Source organism: Shewanella sp. BF02_Schw, assembly GCF_014596695.2.
Classification (GTDB): Bacteria; Pseudomonadota; Gammaproteobacteria; order Enterobacterales; family Shewanellaceae; genus Shewanella.
Window position 1 is genome coordinate 413,463 of sequence record NZ_JABKAW020000001.1, and the last position, 19,179, is coordinate 432,641.

Annotated in this window: 16 protein-coding genes; 9 read left to right on the plus strand and 7 right to left on the minus strand. The window is 41.7% G+C overall.

From position 1 onward, the window contains the following. Positions 1–169: 169 nt before the first annotated feature. The 5 genes from HNW13_RS01980 to ettA all read right to left on the minus strand — a co-directional run bounded on the left by HNW13_RS01980 (position 170) and on the right by ettA (position 8,311). On the minus strand, positions 170–643 hold the full coding sequence (locus HNW13_RS01980) for an NYN domain-containing protein (protein ID WP_192114434.1): 474 nt from the start codon (positions 641–643) through the stop codon (positions 170–172). A 17-nt stretch (positions 644–660) separates the two neighbouring features. Then, entirely contained in the window at positions 661–3,765 is a 3,105-nt protein-coding gene (locus tag HNW13_RS01985; RefSeq protein WP_192114435.1) for a multidrug efflux RND transporter permease subunit, read from the minus strand. Continuing rightward, entirely contained in the window at positions 3,765–4,802 is a 1,038-nt protein-coding gene (locus HNW13_RS01990; RefSeq protein ID WP_243756208.1) for an efflux RND transporter periplasmic adaptor subunit, read from the minus strand. Before HNW13_RS01990 ends, HNW13_RS01985 begins: the two co-directional genes overlap by 1 nt. Before the next feature lie 323 nt (positions 4,803–5,125). Then, on the minus strand, positions 5,126–6,358 hold the full coding sequence (locus tag HNW13_RS01995) for a hypothetical protein (protein WP_162022542.1): 1,233 nt from the start codon (positions 6,356–6,358) through the stop codon (positions 5,126–5,128). 285 nt (positions 6,359–6,643) lie between these two features. Beyond that, a complete protein-coding gene (gene ettA, locus HNW13_RS02000; RefSeq protein WP_011636506.1) occupies positions 6,644–8,311 on the minus strand; it encodes an energy-dependent translational throttle protein EttA in 1,668 nt (555 codons plus the stop codon). A 261-nt stretch (positions 8,312–8,572) separates the two neighbouring features. Here ettA and glyA point away from each other — a divergent pair, with 261 nt between their 5' ends. The 9 genes from glyA (at position 8,573) to HNW13_RS02045 (ending at position 16,094) form a co-directional block, all read left to right on the plus strand. After that, entirely contained in the window at positions 8,573–9,826 is a 1,254-nt protein-coding gene (glyA, locus tag HNW13_RS02005; protein WP_192114436.1) for a serine hydroxymethyltransferase, read from the plus strand. A gap of 114 nt (positions 9,827–9,940) precedes the next feature. Next, positions 9,941–10,390, plus strand: coding sequence for a transcriptional regulator NrdR (gene nrdR, locus HNW13_RS02010; RefSeq protein WP_011636508.1), 450 nt, complete (start codon positions 9,941–9,943; stop codon positions 10,388–10,390). Between the two features lie 64 nt (positions 10,391–10,454). Continuing rightward, positions 10,455–11,600, plus strand: coding sequence for a bifunctional diaminohydroxyphosphoribosylaminopyrimidine deaminase/5-amino-6-(5-phosphoribosylamino)uracil reductase RibD (gene ribD, locus HNW13_RS02015; RefSeq protein WP_192114437.1), 1,146 nt, complete (start codon positions 10,455–10,457; stop codon positions 11,598–11,600). 63 nt (positions 11,601–11,663) lie between these two features. Continuing rightward, a complete protein-coding gene (locus HNW13_RS02020; protein ID WP_162022545.1) occupies positions 11,664–12,323 on the plus strand; it encodes a riboflavin synthase in 660 nt (219 codons plus the stop codon). Between the two features lie 103 nt (positions 12,324–12,426). Continuing rightward, a complete protein-coding gene (ribBA, locus tag HNW13_RS02025; RefSeq protein ID WP_192114438.1) occupies positions 12,427–13,530 on the plus strand; it encodes a bifunctional 3,4-dihydroxy-2-butanone-4-phosphate synthase/GTP cyclohydrolase II in 1,104 nt (367 codons plus the stop codon). A 123-nt stretch (positions 13,531–13,653) separates the two neighbouring features. Beyond that, positions 13,654–14,130: a 6,7-dimethyl-8-ribityllumazine synthase gene (ribE, locus tag HNW13_RS02030; protein ID WP_011636512.1), complete on the plus strand. Its 477-nt coding sequence runs from the start codon at positions 13,654–13,656 to the stop codon at positions 14,128–14,130. Between the two features lie 13 nt (positions 14,131–14,143). Further along, on the plus strand, positions 14,144–14,548 hold the full coding sequence (nusB, locus tag HNW13_RS02035) for a transcription antitermination factor NusB (RefSeq protein ID WP_101085664.1): 405 nt from the start codon (positions 14,144–14,146) through the stop codon (positions 14,546–14,548). An 87-nt stretch (positions 14,549–14,635) separates the two neighbouring features. Next, positions 14,636–15,592: a thiamine-phosphate kinase gene (thiL, locus tag HNW13_RS02040; RefSeq protein WP_192114439.1), complete on the plus strand. Its 957-nt coding sequence runs from the start codon at positions 14,636–14,638 to the stop codon at positions 15,590–15,592. Between the two features lie 10 nt (positions 15,593–15,602). Further along, entirely contained in the window at positions 15,603–16,094 is a 492-nt protein-coding gene (locus HNW13_RS02045) for a phosphatidylglycerophosphatase A (RefSeq protein WP_101085658.1), read from the plus strand. A gap of 183 nt (positions 16,095–16,277) precedes the next feature. Here the strand turns inward: HNW13_RS02045 and HNW13_RS02050 are convergent, their stop codons facing one another. Both HNW13_RS02050 and recN read right to left on the minus strand, forming a co-directional pair. Next, on the minus strand, positions 16,278–17,420 hold the full coding sequence (locus tag HNW13_RS02050; protein WP_192114440.1) for a hypothetical protein: 1,143 nt from the start codon (positions 17,418–17,420) through the stop codon (positions 16,278–16,280). Between the two features lie 71 nt (positions 17,421–17,491). Beyond that, complete coding sequence (recN, locus tag HNW13_RS02055) at positions 17,492–19,150, minus strand: DNA repair protein RecN (RefSeq protein WP_182743618.1); 1,659 nt, start codon at positions 19,148–19,150, stop codon at positions 17,492–17,494. Positions 19,151–19,179 lie beyond the last annotated feature (29 nt).

Consider the following 19,179-nt stretch of genomic DNA (forward strand, 5'->3'; position numbering starts at 1 on the left):
ATCAAATTTAAACCGTATTGATGAGAAGAAACTTGTGTAAATGAAGGCTGAATGGCTGAGGAATAAATCAAACTAATTTCTGTTGGTATCTATCTTAGCGATGTTTTTGTCGTATGTGTTAGCTTTGTCGCTTGTGCTTAAAGTGGGTGATTATTGTCATTGTTTGTATTTAAATAAGAAGCGAGGCATCGATGGCAGTGAATTGTTGCGCTTGATCGGTTAATGATTTTGCAGTGAGGCGTTCAACACTTAGTACATGGGTGTAGCATGTGGTCGTTTGGTTGATTTTTTTGAGTAATAAATCGAAATCACCATCACCAGACAGTAAAATAACCTCATCTACCGTGGGCGCTATCTCTAGCATGTCGATGGTAATCCCAACATCCCAATCTCCCTTGGCGGAACCATCACTGCGCTGGATATAAGGTTTGGTTTTAACCGTAAAACCAATATGTTTTAGTGCATCTTGAAATTTAACCTGACCGTCATCGGCTGGTGCTATAGCGTAAGCTATTGCGTGGCTAATAGTGCCCTGTGCCGACAAATGTTTGTATAAAGCTCGGTAATTGAATGAACGGCCAAAACCTTGCTTACAGGTGTAATAAATATTTTGCACATCTACAAATACGGCAAGCGTTGTCATTATTACACCTGTGAAGATTAAGGCTGTTGCGCTTTTTGAGCGGCAATGGCGTCATTAAGTTGTGCTTCAACAAACCCTGGAGAGTGAGTTGACGAAGAAATAAGTCGGTACATTGCGGGTATCACCAATAGGGTGACAACGGTCGCAAATGCCATGCCGAAGAATATCACAGTTCCTACCGCAATACGGCTTTCACTCCCCGCGCCGGTTGATACGATTAATGGAATGGCACCAATAAGCGTGGTAAAGGCTGTCATTAAAATGGGTCTTAAGCGACGAGCCGATGCGTCAATAATGGCATTGTCGAGCGATAAGCCTCTGTCGCGTAGCTGATTAGCAAACTCAACGATTAAAATACCATTTTTAGTTACCATACCAATTAACATGATCATGCCAATTTGGCTGTAAATATTCATCCCTTGATGAGTGAGCACTAAGCCAATAAAGCCACCAAAAATCCCCATGGGAACGGTAAACATCACCACTGCAGGGTTGATAAAACTTTCAAATTGAGCCGCCAATACCAGATAAGCAATCAGCAGTGCTAAAGCAAATACAATGAGCACCCCAGCTTGGTTCTCTTTAAAGTCTTTTGACTCACCCGTGTAGGCAATTGAAATATCGTTTGGCAGTAATGTTATTGCGCGTTGTTCTAAAAAGTCGAGGGCTTCGCCAAGGGTATAACCTTCGCCTAAATTTGCCTTGATGGTGATCGATTTTTGCTTATTGGTATGACTTAATCGTTGCGGCGAGGCAACTTCTTCAACTTTAGTGACGGTATCAAGGGTGATTAATTCGCCTTTGCTGCTTCTAAAGTAAATCTTACTGAGGTCTGTGACGCTGTTAAAGCTGTTTTCATCACCGCGAAGGTACACATCATATTCTTCGCCACGTTCAACAAAGGTTGTTTCACTGCGGCCGCCCAACATGATTTCTAAGGTTGTCGCTATTTCTGAAACGCTAATGCCTAACTCTGCAGCTCGTTGCTTGTCTACCGTCACAACAAGTTCTGGTGTGGTCTCTGCGTAATCTAAATCAGCCCCGTCCAGCATAGGGCTTGCATCGGCTTCTTGTTGTAGTACTTGAGCCCATTTAAATAACTCAGAATAGTCAGAGCCGCCCAGTACAAATTGAACAGGTTCACTTGATTGGCCTCTAAATCCTGGCAACATTGGCCGTACCATTACATCGGGAATGTCTTTTAACGTTTGGCTGATTAACGCTAACGCTTGTTTAATATCGGTATCACGATCTTGCCAGTCTTCTAACTGGATAATCGCAAATCCGGTTTGATCTCCCGCTCGACCGCCAAATGCTGGCGCTTCAACGCTAAATGATTTCACTACTCCTTGACCCAATAGTGGCATTAATCGGTTTTCAACAATGTCCATATTGGCAACCATGCGATTATAACTGGTGCCTTCGGCGCCTTTAATAAACGCAAATAATACCCCGCGGTCTTCTTGTGGTGAGAGTTGAGAAGGGACTTGTTGCAAGAGTAAATAGCTACCACCGATGCAGGCGATAATAATGAATGGTGCTGCCATGCGCCAGTGCAATGCCCATTTGACCATACTACGATACCGTTGCTCTAAACGATTAAAGCCATTATCGATCGCAATGTTAAAACGATTTTTCTTCACATTGGCTTTTAATAGTTTACTGCTCATCACTGGGGTAAGGGTAAGGGCGATAAGGGATGAAAACAGCACCGACATTGCCAGCATCACGGAGAACTCAGTAAACAATAACCCGACCATGCCATCCATAAATGAAATAGGTAAAAATACCATCACCAGTACTAGGGTAGTTGATATCACAGCAAAACCGACTTCGCGAGTCCCTTTGTAGGCCGCAAGTATCGGTTTTTCACCTTGTTCAATATGGTGGAAGATATTCTCAACCACAACGATGGCGTCATCAACCACTAGACCAATGGCTAGAATAAGCGCCATTAGGGTTAATAAGTTAATGGAGTAACCTAAGCTGTATGCCGCCATAAATGCGGCAATTAATGATACTGGTACTGTGACTGCAGGAATGAGTGTTGCCCGTACTTGACCGATAAAAATGTACAGCACAAGAATAACCAATACCCCAGTAACGAATAGGGTGTTGTAAACCTCATTAATCGAGCGCGCAATAAACACATTGGCATCATAATCGACAACCAACTGCGTTCCTTTTGGCAGAAAACTCTGCACTTTGTCGACTTCTTGTTGTACTTGCAGTGATATGTCTAATGGATTGGCATCAGATTGCGGCACTATGCCTAGGCTTAGGTTAACGATGCCGTTACTTTTAAAGGTCGAGTTTTCATTTTCTGCCCCAATGAACACGCTAGCGACATCTTTAAGATAAATAGGCGTGCCATCGTCAGCAGTGTGGACAACTAAATAGTTGAAGTCTTCTGGGCTGTAATATAGCCGTTTTGTTCTGACTGACATGACGGTGGTGTCGTTACGGACTTCGCCACCGGGTGTTTCAAGATTTTCGGTATTTAACGCACTAATAATGTCGTTGGTAGTTACATTTCTACCGGCCATTAATTGCGGTTTTAGTTGTACATACATGACTTTGTATAAGCCACCAGAAATATTGACTGAGCTCACCCCAGTAATTAAGCTAAATCTGTCCTCTAATACCCGCTGGGCGTAATCAGTGAGTTGAGTACGATCCATATTTTCAGAGCTTAAGTTGACGTAAATCGACGGCTCACCAGTACCATTATCTTTAGATACAATCGGATCATCAGCTTCATCGGGTAAGCGACGTTGTGCTTTGGCAACGGCATCTCGTACGTCACTGACGCCTTCGGTTAAGTCCCAACCTAGTTCGAATTCGATTGAAATACGTGACATGCCATTTCGAGTGGTTGAGGTAATTTCATCAATACCGCTGATGCCAGTTAATTCATCTTCAAGGCTCTTAGTGATTTTACTTTCCATAATAGTGGCAGATGCACCGCTATAAGTGGTCATGACGGTCACTACCGGATTTTGTACGTCGGGCATTTCTCTAACCGACAGTTTAGAGAACGACACTAAGCCAAAAACACACAGTAATAAACTTAATACAATCGCAACTACAGGGCGCTTTACCGCCGTATCACTTAGCCACATTATTGTTGCTCCTGTTTAACAGGGCTTGTTTGAGCTTGCTTAGCTAAGTCTTTTACTTTGACACCATCACGCATATTTACCAGCCCTTGAACGACGATGTGGTCGCCGATGTTTATGCCAGATTCCAGTAACACTTGATCGTCAATTCTGGCGCCTAACATCACTTCGGTGCGTGTGGCGATATTGTCCTGGTTGATTACGTAGACATAACGTTTGGTACCAGAATATTCAAGTGCTTGTACCGGAACAATAGGGGAAGACACGCTTGGAAATACCAGTGTCGCTGACATCATCATACCGGGCTTTAATTGACCCTTTTGATTATCAAACTGACTGCGAATATTGAGATTGAGTGTTTGTGAATTGACGCGTGGATCAATAGCGATAATCTTGCCAGTAAAAATGGTTTTATTCCATGCTCTGCTGGAAGCGTTTACCGACATTCCTGTACTTAACAAAGAGAGATAATGCTCCGGCACTTGTAAATCTAGCTGTAACACGGATAAATCATCAAGTGATAATAGTGACTCATTGATACTGACCATCTTGCCGCGACTGAAGTTAACCAAACCAGTGTTTCCGGAAAATGGCGCGGCTAGAGTATGGTAATCCAGATCTGTTTTGGCTGATTCAAGGCGAGCGAAAGCAATATCAACACTGGACTTTTGAGCTTCTATTTCTGTTTGAGTGATGGCGTTAACGTGAATCAACTTGTTAAACTCATTAAGCTTACGCACTTCATCTTGATAATAGGCTTGCGCTTCGGTTACGCTGGCTTTTGCTTTGCGGTTATCAAGTGTCAGTAGTGCTTGGCCTTTATTGACGTATTGGTTAGATGTGACTGCTATGCTGTCTATTTTTCCTGCGACTTGTGGCGCGATCATTACCGAGTGAGTTGCCGCCAGTTTTCCTATTAAGGTAATTGATTGCGAAAGCTCATGTTGTTCAACGGTGGCGGTGACGACAGGAACCACTTTTTCAGCGCGAGGAGGTGTGGGCGCGGCAACACCATTGGAAATAAACCCAACATATCCCATCATCAATACGGTAGTCGAAAAAAGACATTGGCTAAGTTTTTTGATCATTTAAGTACACATCTCTATAAGCAATAATTGATGATGTCGTTACAAGACGACATTGGCTAACGACTAGCCCGTGATTGATGCAAGCTTATTGTAATTATATTTGCTTAACCAAGCGTAAAGTAATGTAAATCTTTTAATTTTCTTTGTAACAAGGCGCATATCAATAGTGGGTTTTGATGATGCTATAGCAACAAAAAAGCCATATCCGAAGATATGGCTTTGATTTATGTCAGCCAGGCTGAACAAATAGTTATGTTAAAACACTGGTTGAAACATTACTTCTCGATAGGCTCGTTAGTAAATTCAATGTTTTGCTTTTTATTGACAGGTGTAACACCCATAAAGTATTCATAACCTTTATCTGATGATTTCTTTTTGGCATCATCATCACTTAACTTAATACTGGTTTGGTCTGAAAATAAGGTGTATTTAGCCTTAGTTTTTTGGACTACAGGCTGCGGTTTAGCTGATGGTTTAAGAATGCCTTTTGGGACTTCTGCTGTCACTGCTTTAGCTTGGTTGCTGGCTTTGTTAGACGAAGCAACATTGGCAAATTTATAATTAAATACACCATTGCCTTCAACATTTTCGACGCTTGATTTATCTTGATTTTGGTAAGACGCTAAAATGCCGTGTTTCCCTAAAGGGATCTCGTGAAAAAGTTTTTTACCCGTGCCTACTTTGGTGCCATTGATATACCAATCTGCTGGTACGTTACTGATTAAGGTAACCATCGCCGACTTAAGGCCTAATTCTTCATTTAACATTGAGTCAATTTTATCGTTATAAGAAGGCTTAAAGTTCATTGCCACTTTATAATGCAAATCGCCTCTCATATTCATATTGGCGTCGATAACTTCATATGACAATAAAACACTTTTGTCATTTAAAAACGGCGACTCATTACGAGTATTGGATAAAATGCTGCTTTTAGACTCTTTCAAACAATCTGCGATAGTTTGATATTTTGAACACTCAGTCGAACCATTAATATTGACTGGCAGTGTGCTGCTTGATTTAGATAAATCTGCAATTAAACGATTAGTAATATCAGTTTTGAGTTTAAATAGTTGCTGACTTTTAGCGGCACGTTTTTTATTTATCGCCTCATATTCAGTTAATATTTCAACTTTTTCAGTTTCAAGGCGTTTACTGTCTTCTTCTGCCTTTAGGGTTAATTCATCGACTAAATTGACAGACTCTTCAATTTGTTTATAGGTTTCTGGAAGCCCTGTTTTAGCCCGAATAACCTTAGGTAATTCTGTAATAAGCTCATCGTAGCGCTGCTGTTCTGAAACAATTGTTTTTTTCAGACCTTCAACGTCATAGGCTTTTTTATTAAGCTGTGAGAATTTGTCATTAACAGTGATTAGCAGAGAATCGATATCGTATTGATTTTCAATTTTATTGAGAGTCTGCTTTTCTGATGTGGTAATGACTTCGAGTGCCGCAAATGAGTTGCTTGCGTATAAGCACAATAAAGCAAGGCTAATTGAACCGTATCTCACTGATATCTCCATTAAATTTCTCTACAAGCTGGAACCATCGACACTCTGTATTGCGCTGAGTGTAATCAGCAAAGAGTAAAATAATCCGTTAATAATTTATAATACTGAAGTTATTTTGGCTTTACAAACAGATTGTGGTGCATTGCTCACAATAAATTGACAAATTTTTGACACTTGTCGAGATTTCGATCGTTAGTTTTGTAATAACCTTTTAAATAATGGCTAATATAATAAAGCAGAGCGCTGAGGCTCTGCTTTATTATTTAACACTTTATTGCAGACGAATTATTTATTTAAACGCTTGTATTTTAATCGATGCGGTTCTACTACATCGGTGCCTAAGGTGGCTTTTAACCAAGTTGAGTACTCAGTATAGTTACCCTCATAGAAGCTCACTTTACCTTCATCACGGTAATCCAAAATATGGGTCGCAATACGGTCAAGGAACCAACGGTCATGGGAAATAACCATTGCACAACCAGGGAACTCTAATAACGCTTCCTCTAACGCTCGTAAAGTTTCAACGTCCAAGTCGTTGGTGGGTTCGTCGAGTAATAATACGTTGCCACCGGCTTGTAATAACTTAGCTAAGTGAACTCGGTTGCGTTCACCACCCGATAATGAACCAATTATTTTCTGCTGATCGCCACCACGGAAGTTAAAGCGGCCTACGTAAGCACGGCTAGAAATTTCAGTGTTGTTGATGCGCATAATATCTTGGCCGCCTGAAATTTCTTGCCACACGGTGTTTTTGTCATTCATCGAATCACGGAACTGATCAACCGACGCAATTTGAACCGAATCACCGACAGAAATAGAGCCACTGTCTGGTTGTTCCTCGCCTGAGATCATTTTGAATAAGGTTGACTTACCCGCACCGTTAGCACCAATAATGCCGACGATAGCGCCCTTAGGAACCGTGAATGTCAAATCATCAATCAGTACGCGGTCACCATATGACTTGGTTAAATTAGTCACTTCAATGACTTTGTCGCCTAAACGAGGCCCTGGTGGAATAAACAGTTCATTGGTCTCGTTACGCTTTTGGTAATCGTTGGTGTTCAATTCTTCAAAGCGAGCCATACGGGCTTTACCTTTTGATTGACGACCTTTAGCACCTTGGCGTACCCACTCTAATTCTTTAGCAATGGTTTTTTGGCGGGCGCTTTCTGTGGACGATTCTTGGGACAAGCGCGCATCCTTTTGTTCAAGCCAAGATGAATAGTTACCTTCCCATGGAATACCTTCACCGCGGTCAAGTTCTAAAATCCAGCCAGCAGCATTATCTAAGAAGTAACGATCGTGGGTAATCGCCACCACGGTGCCGTTATATTCTTGTAAAAAGTGCTCTAACCACGCCACTGACTCTGCATCCAAATGGTTGGTTGGTTCGTCGAGTAATAGCATTTCCGGTTTTTCAAGCAATAAGCGACAAATGGCCACTCGGCGTCGTTCACCACCAGAGAGTACGGCAATTTTCTCATCCCAATCGGGCAGACGTAATGCGTTAGCTGCACGTTCAAGAATATGATCAAGATTATGCGCATCTTGAGATTGGATGATGGCTTCTAATTCGCCTTGCTCTTTTGCAAGTGCGTCGAAGTCTGCATCGGGCTCAGCATAAGCAGAATAGACCTCGTCTAAGCGTATTAGTGCATTTTTAGCTTCGCTTAGGGCTTCTTCGACGGCTTCGCGCACAGTTTGTTGTTCGTTTAAGCGCGGCTCCTGCGGTAAGTAGCCAATTTTTAACCCAGGCATTGGGCGTGCTTCACCTTCAATTTCGGTATCTATTCCCGCCATGATGCGCAGCAATGTTGATTTACCCGAACCGTTTAACCCGAGCACACCAATCTTAGCGCCAGGAAAGAAGCTTAATGAAATGTCTTTTAATATTTGCTTTTTGGGTGGGACAATTTTACCCACACGAAGCATGCTGTATACAAATTGAGCCATAATTATACTGTCTAATTGTCAACAAAGATGGTGATAATTCTACTGTATTATGTGCTGAACTCAACAGGCAATTGTGTGATTTTATCTAGCATGCTTTTTAGACTCAATTCGCTAAACAATCTGCTAGCTTGGTGTTATCAACATGAATCGTTTTGTATTCAGAACACAGTGAATTTCATGTTGTTTGTACTGTAAATCATTATCGTTGCAGAGTAGAATACCGCGCAACCCTACTATATAGATAATGATGTTGGAGCTACCATGTTGAAGAAAGCGATGAATATTGCGGATTATGATCCAGAATTATTTAAAGCCATTGAAGATGAAACTTGTCGTCAAGAAGAACACATTGAATTGATTGCATCTGAAAACTATACCAGTCCACGTGTGATGGAAGCGCAAGGTTCTCAGTTAACTAACAAGTATGCTGAAGGTTATCCAGGCAAGCGTTATTATGGTGGGTGCGAATACGTTGATGTTGTTGAAACATTGGCTATTGAACGCGCAAAAGAATTATTTGGTGCAACTTATGCCAACGTACAGCCTCATTCAGGCTCACAAGCAAACAGCGCAGTGTTTATGGCGTTGTTACAACCTGGTGATACTGTTTTAGGGATGAACCTTGCTCATGGTGGTCATTTGACCCATGGTTCACCAGTGAATTTTTCAGGCAAGCTTTACAACATCATTCCTTACGGTATCGATGAAGCTGGCAAAATTGATTATGACGAAATGGAACGTTTAGCCATTGAGCACAAGCCTAAGATGATGATCGGCGGTTTTTCGGCATTTTCAGGCATAGTCGATTGGGCTAAAATGCGTGAGATTGCCGATAAAGTTGGTGCTTATTTGCTTGTTGATATGGCTCACGTTGCAGGCTTAGTGGCTGCAGGTGTTTATCCAACCCCTGTCCCACATGCACATGTGGTCACCTCAACAACTCATAAAACATTAGCGGGTCCACGTGGCGGGATTATTATCTCTGCTGCCGATGATGAAGTGTTGTATAAAAAGTTGAACTCAGCGGTATTCCCTGGTGGCCAAGGTGGCCCTTTAATGCATGTAATCGCAGGTAAAGCGGTTGCATTTAAAGAGGCATTAGAGCCAGAGTTTAAGGTATACCAGCAGCAAGTTGTTAAAAACGCTAAAGCTATGGTTGAAGTGTTTTTAGCTCGCGGTTACAAAATTGTTTCTGGCGGTACAGAAAACCATTTAATGTTGGTTGATTTAATTGGTCGTGATTTAACCGGTAAAGAAGCTGATGCTTCATTGGGCAATGCCAACATTACCGTCAACAAAAACTCAGTACCTGATGATCCACGTTCACCGTTTGTCACCTCTGGTGTTCGTATTGGAACGCCAGCAATTACTCGTCGTGGTTTTAAAGAAGCAGAAGCGAAAGAATTGACCGGTTGGATTTGTGACATTCTTGATGATGCATCTAACGCCGAAGTGGCTGAACGAGTGAAAGGTCAAGTGTTGGCATTATGTGCCCGATTCCCTGTATACGGTTAATCGTCACTTGATGCCTGTTGAAAAGGTTTAGGTTAACCTTGCTCAACAAATAGGATAAACTTTAATGGCCGCTAATTGTTAGCGGCCATTTTGTTTTTTTCTGCAGGAGGTTCAATGCATTGCCCTTTTTGTAGCGCGACCGATACCAAAGTTATAGATTCTCGATTAGTGGCTGATGGTCACCAAGTACGTCGCCGCCGGGAATGTACCGAATGTCATGAACGTTTCACCACGTTTGAAGGCGCAGAATTAGTCATGCCTAGAGTCATCAAACGTGACGGCACTCGACAACCATTCGATGAAGAAAAATTGCGTGGCGGCATGCTACGTGCGGTCGAAAAACGCCCGGTCTCAATTGATGAAATTGAACAAGCATTGACTAAAATCAAATCAACACTGCGCGCGACAGGTGAGCGTGAGGTGAATTCTGAAATGATTGGTAATCTGATGATGGAACAATTGATGAGCCTTGATAAAGTGGCATATATCCGCTTTGCATCGGTTTATCGCGCATTTGAAGATGTATCCCAATTTGGTGAAGCAATTGCTAAATTGCAAAAGTAATGCTGCTTAATAATATCTGTTTTAATGGTTTTAATGGCATTTAAGCAATAAGAGATTATCTCCCATGTCTAACTGGTCCACCTTTGACACCCAAATGATGAGCCGTGCCATCGCGCTTGCCGAGAAAGGCCGTTATACCACTCGGCCAAATCCTTGTGTCGGTTGTGTCATTGTTTATCAGAATAAGATTATTGGTGAGGGTTATCATCAACGTGCTGGCCAAGGGCATGCCGAAGTTAATGCGCTGAAAATGGTGCATGATAATGGCTTGTCTGCTGAAGGTGCCACGGCGTATGTCACTCTTGAACCTTGCAGTCATTATGGCCGCACACCACCTTGTGCTTTAGGCTTAATTAATGCCAAAGTTGCCAGAGTTGTGGTATCGGTGACCGATGCAAATCCACAAGTGTCTGGTCGCGGTATAACCCTGTTACGTGAGGCTGGTATTAACGTTGATGTTGGATTGCTCAGCGAACAAGCCTATGACCTTAATCTGGGTTTTATGAAGCGGATGAAAACAGGACTTCCTTGGATAACGGTAAAGATAGCAGCCAGTTTAGATGGTAAAACGGCTCTGTCTAATGGCGTGTCGAAGTGGATTACTGGCAGTGCAGCAAGAGCTGATGTGCAAAAATACCGCGCTAGCCATTGTGCATTAATCACTGGTGTTGAAACCATTCTTGTCGATGACCCAAGCCTTAATGTGCGCTATGAGGCGTTAGGTGAGTTAACCACTCGCCATACAAAAGATGAAATCTTCCAACCTCTAAGGGTTGTGCTCGACAGTCGCGCAAGATTAACAGCAACACAGCAATTATTTTCAATTCAAAGTCCTATTTTACTGGTTTCTGGCTGTAATTATCCCGAAAGCACCAAAGCTGCATTTCCAGATCACGTATCATTTCTTCAGTTAACGTGTGACTCGTCAGGCAGAATCCCATTGTTAGCTTTGCTAACATATTTAGGTCAGCATACTAATTCTGTTTTAGTTGAAGCCGGTGCTACCTTAGCCGGAGCATTTGTCGCCCAAGGGCTCGTTGATGATATTGTGCTTTACCAGGCGCCTAAACTATTAGGTAGCCACGGACGTAATATGTTGCAGTTACCTAATTACAGTACAATGGAGCAAGCGCCGGCACTGCAATTAATTGATGAACGCAACGTTGGACAAGATAAGCGTTATATCCTCAGATATAATCAACCCTATTAATGTGCGTGTTGTTCAGTCCAAAACCTGAACAACAGCAACGTTTAACTGCAAAAAGTGAGTATTATGTTTACAGGAATAATCGAAGCCCTTGGCACATTACGTAAAATTGATCGCAAAGGTAACGATATCCGCTTAACAGTTGCCAGCGGTAAGCTGGATTTAACGGATGTAAAGCTAGGTGACAGTATAGCAACCAATGGCGTGTGTTTGACCGTTGTTGAGCGTTTAGGTGATGGTTACGTTGCTGATATATCAGCTGAAACCGTTGACTTAACTGGCTTTAGTCGTTATCAGGTCGGTCAAAAGGTTAATCTTGAGAAAGCGGTTACGGCAACCACTCGATTAGGTGGACACATGGTAAGTGGACACGTCGATGGCATTGCAAAAGTTGAGCAATGCGCTTACAGAGGTAAATCACTAGAGTTTTGGTTATCAGTACCAGCCCAATTAAGTCGCTATATTGCTCACAAAGGCTCGATCACCATTGATGGTGTAAGCCTGACTGTTAATGAAGTTGATGGTGCTCGTTTTAGATTAACGATTGTACCTCACACTGCAGGTGAAACCACGCTGGTGGATTTAAAAGTAGGTGATAGTGTCAATATCGAAGTCGATTTAATCGCGCGTTATTTAGAACGTTTAATGCAACCGGAAACTAACCATGTGCAGCCTGCATCGGGCGTGACCATGGAGTTACTCGCTAAATCAGGTTTTTTACGTTAATCGCGACAGTAAAACACCATTTGTACCCTATACATAATATGCAATACCAATAGATTTAATGCCTAAGGTTTAAATCAAACACTTACTAAATAAAGGTCTGACAATGGCGCTACATAGCATAGAAGAAATCATTGAAGATATTCGTCAAGGTAAGATGGTTATCTTGATGGATGATGAAGACAGAGAGAATGAAGGTGATTTGATCATGGCCGCTGATAAAGTGACGCCAGCAGCAATCAATTTCATGGCAACCTATGGCCGTGGATTAATTTGCCAAACAATGACCAAAGAGCGTTGTCAGCAGCTTAATTTGCCTTTAATGGTTACCAATAATAATGCCCAGTTCTCGACTAATTTTACTGTATCAATTGAAGCGGCGACCGGAGTCACAACAGGTATTTCTGCTCATGACCGTGCAGTGACCGTACAAGCTGCCGTTGCCAAAGACGCCAAAGCCTCTGATTTAGTGCAACCTGGACATATTTTTCCGTTGATGGCACAAGAGGGCGGAGTATTAACCCGCGCTGGCCACACTGAAGCGGGTTGCGATTTAGCGCGCTTAGCTGGCTGTGAACCTTCAGGCGTCATTGTTGAGATTTTAAACGAAGATGGTACCATGGCGCGCTGTCCAGACTTAGAAATATTCAGTGAAAAACATGGGATTAAAATCGGTACTATTGCCGATTTAATCGAATACCGTAACACTAACGAAACTACCGTTGTACGTGAAGCTCAGTGTAAATTACCCACTCGTTTTGGTGAATTTACTATGGTGACGTTTAGAGACACTATCGATAATCAATTACACTACGCCTTGGTTAAAGATGAAGTAAAACCGAATTGTTTGGTGCGTGTGCATTTGCAAAACACCTTTAATGATTTGCTGCATTCTGAACGTGATCAAAAGCGCAGTTGGCCATTAGAAAAAGCCATGGAGCGGATTGCTTCCGAAGGTGGCGTTTTAGTACTACTGGGTAATGATGAACATACAAGTAATTTATTGGCCAAAGTAAAAGCCTTTCAAGCTGAAGATAATGGTCAATCTCCTGCGCCAGCAATGTGGCAAGGAACATCTCGTCGTGTTGGCGTAGGCTCACAAATTCTGTCGAGTTTAGGTGTCAGCACTATGCGTTTACTCAGTTCGCCAAAACGTTATCATTCACTGTCTGGTTTTGGTTTAGAAGTGACTGATTATATAGCTGAATAATTTTGGCTTATGGTAAATTTAACAAATTCATTAATTGCATAGCGCTCAGGGCTTTTGGCTGTGATATCATAACGCCTCTTTTTGCCCCGAGCCGGGTGCTTTAGCTAATTTAGGTAAGATAGAATGAACGTAGTTCAAGGTAATATCGAAGCGAAAAATGCCAAAGTGGCGATCGTAATATCGCGATTCAATAGCTTTTTAGTTGAAAGTCTGCTTGATGGTGCAATAGACACATTAAAGCGTTTCGGCCAGGTCAGTGACGACAACATTACTGTTGTTCGCGTACCTGGTGCAGTTGAATTACCGCTTGCAGCAAAACGTGTTGCAGCAAGTGGAAAGTTTGACGGTATCATTGCATTAGGTGCTGTCATTCGTGGCGGTACACCTCATTTTGAATTTGTTGCTGGTGAATGTAACAAAGGTCTTGCACAAGTTGCATTAGAGTATGATCTTCCTGTTTCATTCGGTGTATTAACTACTGATACCATTGAGCAAGCTATTGAGCGCTCGGGTACTAAAGCAGGCAACAAAGGTGGCGAAGCAGCCCTTAGTTTGCTTGAAATGGTTAATGTACTGCAACAACTAGAACAACAGCTGTAATAGTAGGAAAAGTATGAAACCTTCAGAGCGCCGTAAGGCCCGCCGTTTAGCCGTTCAAGCCATTTATTCATGGCAGTTAAGTAAAAACAAAGTTGCTGACGTAGAACATGAGTTTTTAACTGAACAGAACACTGACGGTGTTGATGTCGCTTATTTTCGTGAGTTGTTAACTGGTGTAGCATCAAAAACATCGCAAATTGATGAGCTGTTAAAGCCGCATCTTGATCGTAATTTTGAAGAAGTGTCACCAGTAGAAAAAGCCATTGTGCGTCTGGCAACTTATGAGTTGACCTTCCGTAAAGATGTGCCGTTTAAAGTGGCGATTAACGAAGGTATCGAGTTAGCGAAAGCGTTTGGTGCTGAAGATAGTCACAAATTTGTCAACGGCTTGCTTGATAAGTTAGTGAAGCATAAGTAACGCCAGAACGGTATCTTCGGATACCGTTTTCATTTGTTATTAATTGTTTCAAAATTGAGGTGGACGGTTTACCGTACCAGACTGAATGTGAAAGAATTCCAACTCATTGAACATTACTTCCGCAATAAAGGCCTAAAAAGGCGCGATGTAGAGTTAAGCATCGGCGATGACTGTGCGTTAGTGAATCCTGCAGACAATAAATCGATAGCGATTTCTTGTGATACCCTCGTTGAAAATGTCCACTTTTTAGCAAGCATTCCTGCTCATGCTTTAGGTTATAAATCGTTAGCGGTTAACCTTTCTGACCTCGCCGCCATGGGAGCAGAACCAGCTTGGTTTACCTTAGCACTGACGCTCCCCAATGTTGACCAGCCTTGGTTAGCACATTTTAGTGAAGGCCTGTTCGAGATTGCAGAATATTATGGTATTGCCTTAATTGGTGGTGATACTACCCGTGGACCTCGCAGTATCAGTATTACGATTAATGGCCAAGTTCCTAAAGGTACTGCATTAACTCGTGATGGTGCAAAAATTGGTGATTGGGTCTATGTCACCGGCACTTTAGGTGACTCAGCTTTAGGTCTTGATATCCTCAGAGGCGTTAAAACGGTTAACACTGAAGATAAAGAATATCTGATTAATCGTCATTATTATCCAACGCCTCGTGTTTTAGCTGGCCAAGCTCTGCGTACACTTGCCACCAGTGCTATCGATTTATCTGATGGCTTAATGTCTGATATTGGACATATATTAACGGCATCGAAAGTGGGCGCCATCATCGATGTGAATCTAATTCCGTTATCAAACTCAGTTAAAGCCAATCTCAGTCATGAAGATGCATTAAGCTATGCACTCACGGGTGGTGAAGACTACGAGTTATTGTTTACGGTTCCAGAATCACAACGCGGCGCAATTGATACCGCGTTAATTCATGCTGGTGTCAAATTTGTAAAAATTGGTCAAATCTGTGCAGGTGATAAATTAAAACTAGTCGAAAATGGGTTAGAATTTAACCCGATTTCACGTGGCTTTGTGCATTTTTAATTGAAGTACTATGAGATTATTAACCCAAGATAAATTCGTAAAAAAGCTGTCTTTAGCCCATCCAATTCACTTTTTGGCATTAGGCTTTGGTAGCGGTAAAGCGGCAAAAGCACCAGGTACCTTTGGTACCTTAGCCGCGGTGCCCATAGTGTTGCTAATGCAACAGTTAAGCTTAACCAATTACCTCATCATTACCTGTATTTGCATGCTCGCTGGCTTTTATATTTGTGGCAAAGCAGCTAAAGATATGGGCGTACATGATCATGGTGCTATTGTGTGGGATGAAGTGGTTGGGTTGATGATCACCATGATTGCAGCGCCTTTAGGTTTTATGTGGTTAGCACTTGGTTTTGTACTATTTCGCTTTTTTGATATCGTCAAACCATGGCCTATTCGCTGGCTTGATGCCAAAGTGCATGGCGGTTTTGGGATAATGATTGATGATGTATTGGCGGGAATCTTTTCGTTAATCGGTGTGCAACTAGCGGTGTATTATCTATAACTGATTATCTATAACTGATTATCTATAACTGATTATCAATACCTGATTATCAATACCTGATTATAATCAACGATTAGCAAAGAATTATAAATGCACTTATAAATCGTACCTAATACATAAAAAGAGCACATTTGTGCTCTTTTTTGTCGATAATACTTATACTAAATCAGTTGCTGCTACTTACTAGGATGATTTTGCGGTAAGTAGATTCGTCCGCAATTGCTCTAACTCTGTATTCATATTGGTTAAACGTTGTTTGTAATCTGTTCCATAAACAGTGCAATTAAATAGTTTACCAATCGGATTGTAGCGTAACATCCATAATTGCTGAAAATAATTGTCGTTAGCACAATAATTTGGTTCTTTGAGCGTGTGCATCGAGGTAGTTGAAACCGGTTCCTTTACTAAGCTGACAATATACTCAGCCATGAGATTGTCACTGTCTATTGGCTTAAGCAACGCATAGGCTAACCATTTCTCATAAAAAGCCGCGCTATCAGACTGCACTTCAATTAACATTTGTTCTGTAACGTTATGGGCAAAAAGCCATTCTCCAGAAAATATCCGTTCAAAATCACTATCAGTTAATTCGAAAGATGTTTGCCAAGTTGTGACTTTGGTTGCAACAGCTGCATCAGTGGTTTTAGCTAAGGTGCTAGCTAAATTAAGCTGATATTTGATCATGTTAACGGCAATCATATGATTGAGTGTTGAGCGAGATGAGTGATAAACCATATTCCAAAAATGTGCATCTTTGTTTAAAAATGCCACTGTAGCTTGTTGGTCAAGTTTGTTGTCAGATGTCTCTATACTTATTATCGCAGCAAGCTGACGAACATCTCTTAACTTAAAAAGCAGACCCCAATGAGCTTGATTGTTTGGGGTTAAAGACTGTGGTTCTTCTTGCCAATAAGGCATATCTAATAATGTATTATATTGTTGTATATTAGCTTTATGAGCGCCAATGACATTTCTAATACTATCGCTATTATCGCTAATAAATTGACTGCATATTATCAAATCCGTTTGATAACAAGCCGTTTTAAAGTTGTCAGTTAACTCAACTTCTTGCTCGCTGAAGCTGATTAATGGTTTTTTATCATTTGTTTTATCGTCTCCTATTGTGCCTACGATAGTAATTGCATACTCATAGCCATTTTCGCTAGGGTCGATAGGTTGCTGTTTTAGCCAGTTTTCAACTAAAAGAGTGTTAGGTGACTTTGTTCTGTCTGTTGCATTAATGGCCACTAAACAGACAACGGTAAATACCAGTAAGCTGCATATTAGCCCGACAAAAATACCCAAGCCCTTTATTACTTTCATCATTATGATTTATCCGTAAATCTATTTTAACTTTACGTTAACATATTGATTTGCTTTTTATAAGTGCATAACGATTATTGCAACAACTCACGGGCATTCGCCAAGGTATTTTCGGTAATGACATCACCACCTAATAAGCGCGCAAGTTCATTCACCCGTTGATCTTTATCCAACGTCTGCATGGTCGTTTCGGTGTTGCCACCTTTATTAAATTTATTCACAAACATATGTTGATGACCATTACCTGCAACTTGCGGCAAATGGGTGACACACAATACTTGAGTTGATTCGCCAAGGCTGCGTAACATACGACCGACTACCGATGCTGTTGGTCCAGAAATACCCACATCAACTTCATCAAATATCAGTGTCGGAGTGGCGACTTTTTTAGCCGTGATCACTTGAATCCCTAATCCAATACGCGATAACTCACCGCCAGAGGCCACTTTAGAAATCGGTTGTAATGGTTGCCCAGGGTTTGTGGTCACCATAAATTCAATGCTATCGCAGCCATTAACTGAAATGTTGTCCGGATTATGATTAATCTGAATGGTAAATTTACCCTTAGGCATATTGAGCTCATGGATAGACTGGGTGACTAGCTTGTCCAATTCTTTAGCATAACGGCTGCGACTTTGACTCAGTTTTTGTGCATTGGTTAAGTAGGCATTTCTGGTGGCTTCAAGTTGTTGTCTTATACCATCTAATTTAGTTTCGTCGTCAGCAAGTTCGGCTAATTCACTCATCAATGCTTGATGATGTAGCGCCAGCTTATCAGCGCTCACATGATGTTTGCGCGCCAATTGCATTGCCGTTGAAAGACGTTTTTCTAAATAGGCAAAATGTTCTGGATCAAGCTCTAAACTGCTTAAATAACTTTCAATTTCGCTAGCGCTTTCTTGTACTTGAATTAACGCATCGCTGATCATAGTGCTGATAGGCGCAAGGGATTCATCATAGCCTTGAAGCGTATCAGCAATACTGGCCACTTTATTAAGCAGAGATTCTATATTGCCTTCATCACTTTCGGTCAATAAATGCAAACCTGCTTGGCAACGTTCAATTAAATCTGTGCCATTGGCTAAGCGTTTGTGTTCTTGTTCTATTTCATCAAATTCTTCCAAACCTAAGTTGAACTCATTAAGCTCTTCTACTTGATATTGCAGTAGCTGTTGACGCGAAATACGTTCGTGCTGAGCTTGTTCAAGATGCTTTAGCTCGTTTTCCACTTGTTTGCAGCGTTGATAGCTAGCGCTAACGCTATCGAGCAGTATTTTGTGGTTGGCATAGTGGTCGAGTAGGTTTAATTGATGCTCGCTTTTAAGCATTGCGTGATGAGCATGTTGGCCGTGAATACCAATCAATAGGTGACCGATGGCTTTTAATTGCGTCACGGGCACAGGATTACCATTAATGTAGGCTCTTGAGCGGCCATCACTGTTAATGGTTCGACGTAATATGCACTCATCTTCAGCATCAAGATCGCTATCTTCAAGCCAGCGTTTGGCTAAAGGTACATCATGAAGGGTAAACCTTGCACTCACTTCGGTTTTGGAGGCTCCAGGCCTGACAGTGTTGGCATCACTTCGATTACCAAGGCATAACCCAAGCGCATCGATAGCAATCGATTTACCTGCACCTGTTTCGCCGGTGATGCTTGTCATACCGGCTTTAAAGTCGAGCTCTAAAAAACGCACGATAGCAAAATTGTTGATGCTGAGTTGGCAAAGCATAATAAATTCCTGTCAATGAAACTACCAAA

Coding starts and splice junctions, on each gene's coding strand:
- HNW13_RS01980 (WP_192114434.1), bottom strand. CDS start 643: ATGACAACGCTTGCCGTATTTGTAGATGTGCAAAATATTTATTACACC.
- HNW13_RS01985 (WP_192114435.1), bottom strand. CDS start 3,765: ATGTGGCTAAGTGATACGGCGGTAAAGCGCCCTGTAGTTGCGATTGTA.
- HNW13_RS01990 (WP_243756208.1), bottom strand. CDS start 4,802: ATGGGATATGTTGGGTTTATTTCCAATGGTGTTGCCGCGCCCACACCT.
- ettA (WP_011636506.1), bottom strand. CDS start 8,311: ATGGCTCAATTTGTATACAGCATGCTTCGTGTGGGTAAAATTGTCCCA.
- glyA (WP_192114436.1), top strand. CDS start 8,573: ATGTTGAAGAAAGCGATGAATATTGCGGATTATGATCCAGAATTATTT.
- nrdR (WP_011636508.1), top strand. CDS start 9,941: ATGCATTGCCCTTTTTGTAGCGCGACCGATACCAAAGTTATAGATTCT.
- ribD (WP_192114437.1), top strand. CDS start 10,455: ATGTCTAACTGGTCCACCTTTGACACCCAAATGATGAGCCGTGCCATC.
- HNW13_RS02020 (WP_162022545.1), top strand. CDS start 11,664: ATGTTTACAGGAATAATCGAAGCCCTTGGCACATTACGTAAAATTGAT.
- ribBA (WP_192114438.1), top strand. CDS start 12,427: ATGGCGCTACATAGCATAGAAGAAATCATTGAAGATATTCGTCAAGGT.
- ribE (WP_011636512.1), top strand. CDS start 13,654: ATGAACGTAGTTCAAGGTAATATCGAAGCGAAAAATGCCAAAGTGGCG.
- nusB (WP_101085664.1), top strand. CDS start 14,144: ATGAAACCTTCAGAGCGCCGTAAGGCCCGCCGTTTAGCCGTTCAAGCC.
- HNW13_RS02045 (WP_101085658.1), top strand. CDS start 15,603: ATGAGATTATTAACCCAAGATAAATTCGTAAAAAAGCTGTCTTTAGCC.
- HNW13_RS02050 (WP_192114440.1), bottom strand. CDS start 17,420: ATGATGAAAGTAATAAAGGGCTTGGGTATTTTTGTCGGGCTAATATGC.
- recN (WP_182743618.1), bottom strand. CDS start 19,150: ATGCTTTGCCAACTCAGCATCAACAATTTTGCTATCGTGCGTTTTTTA.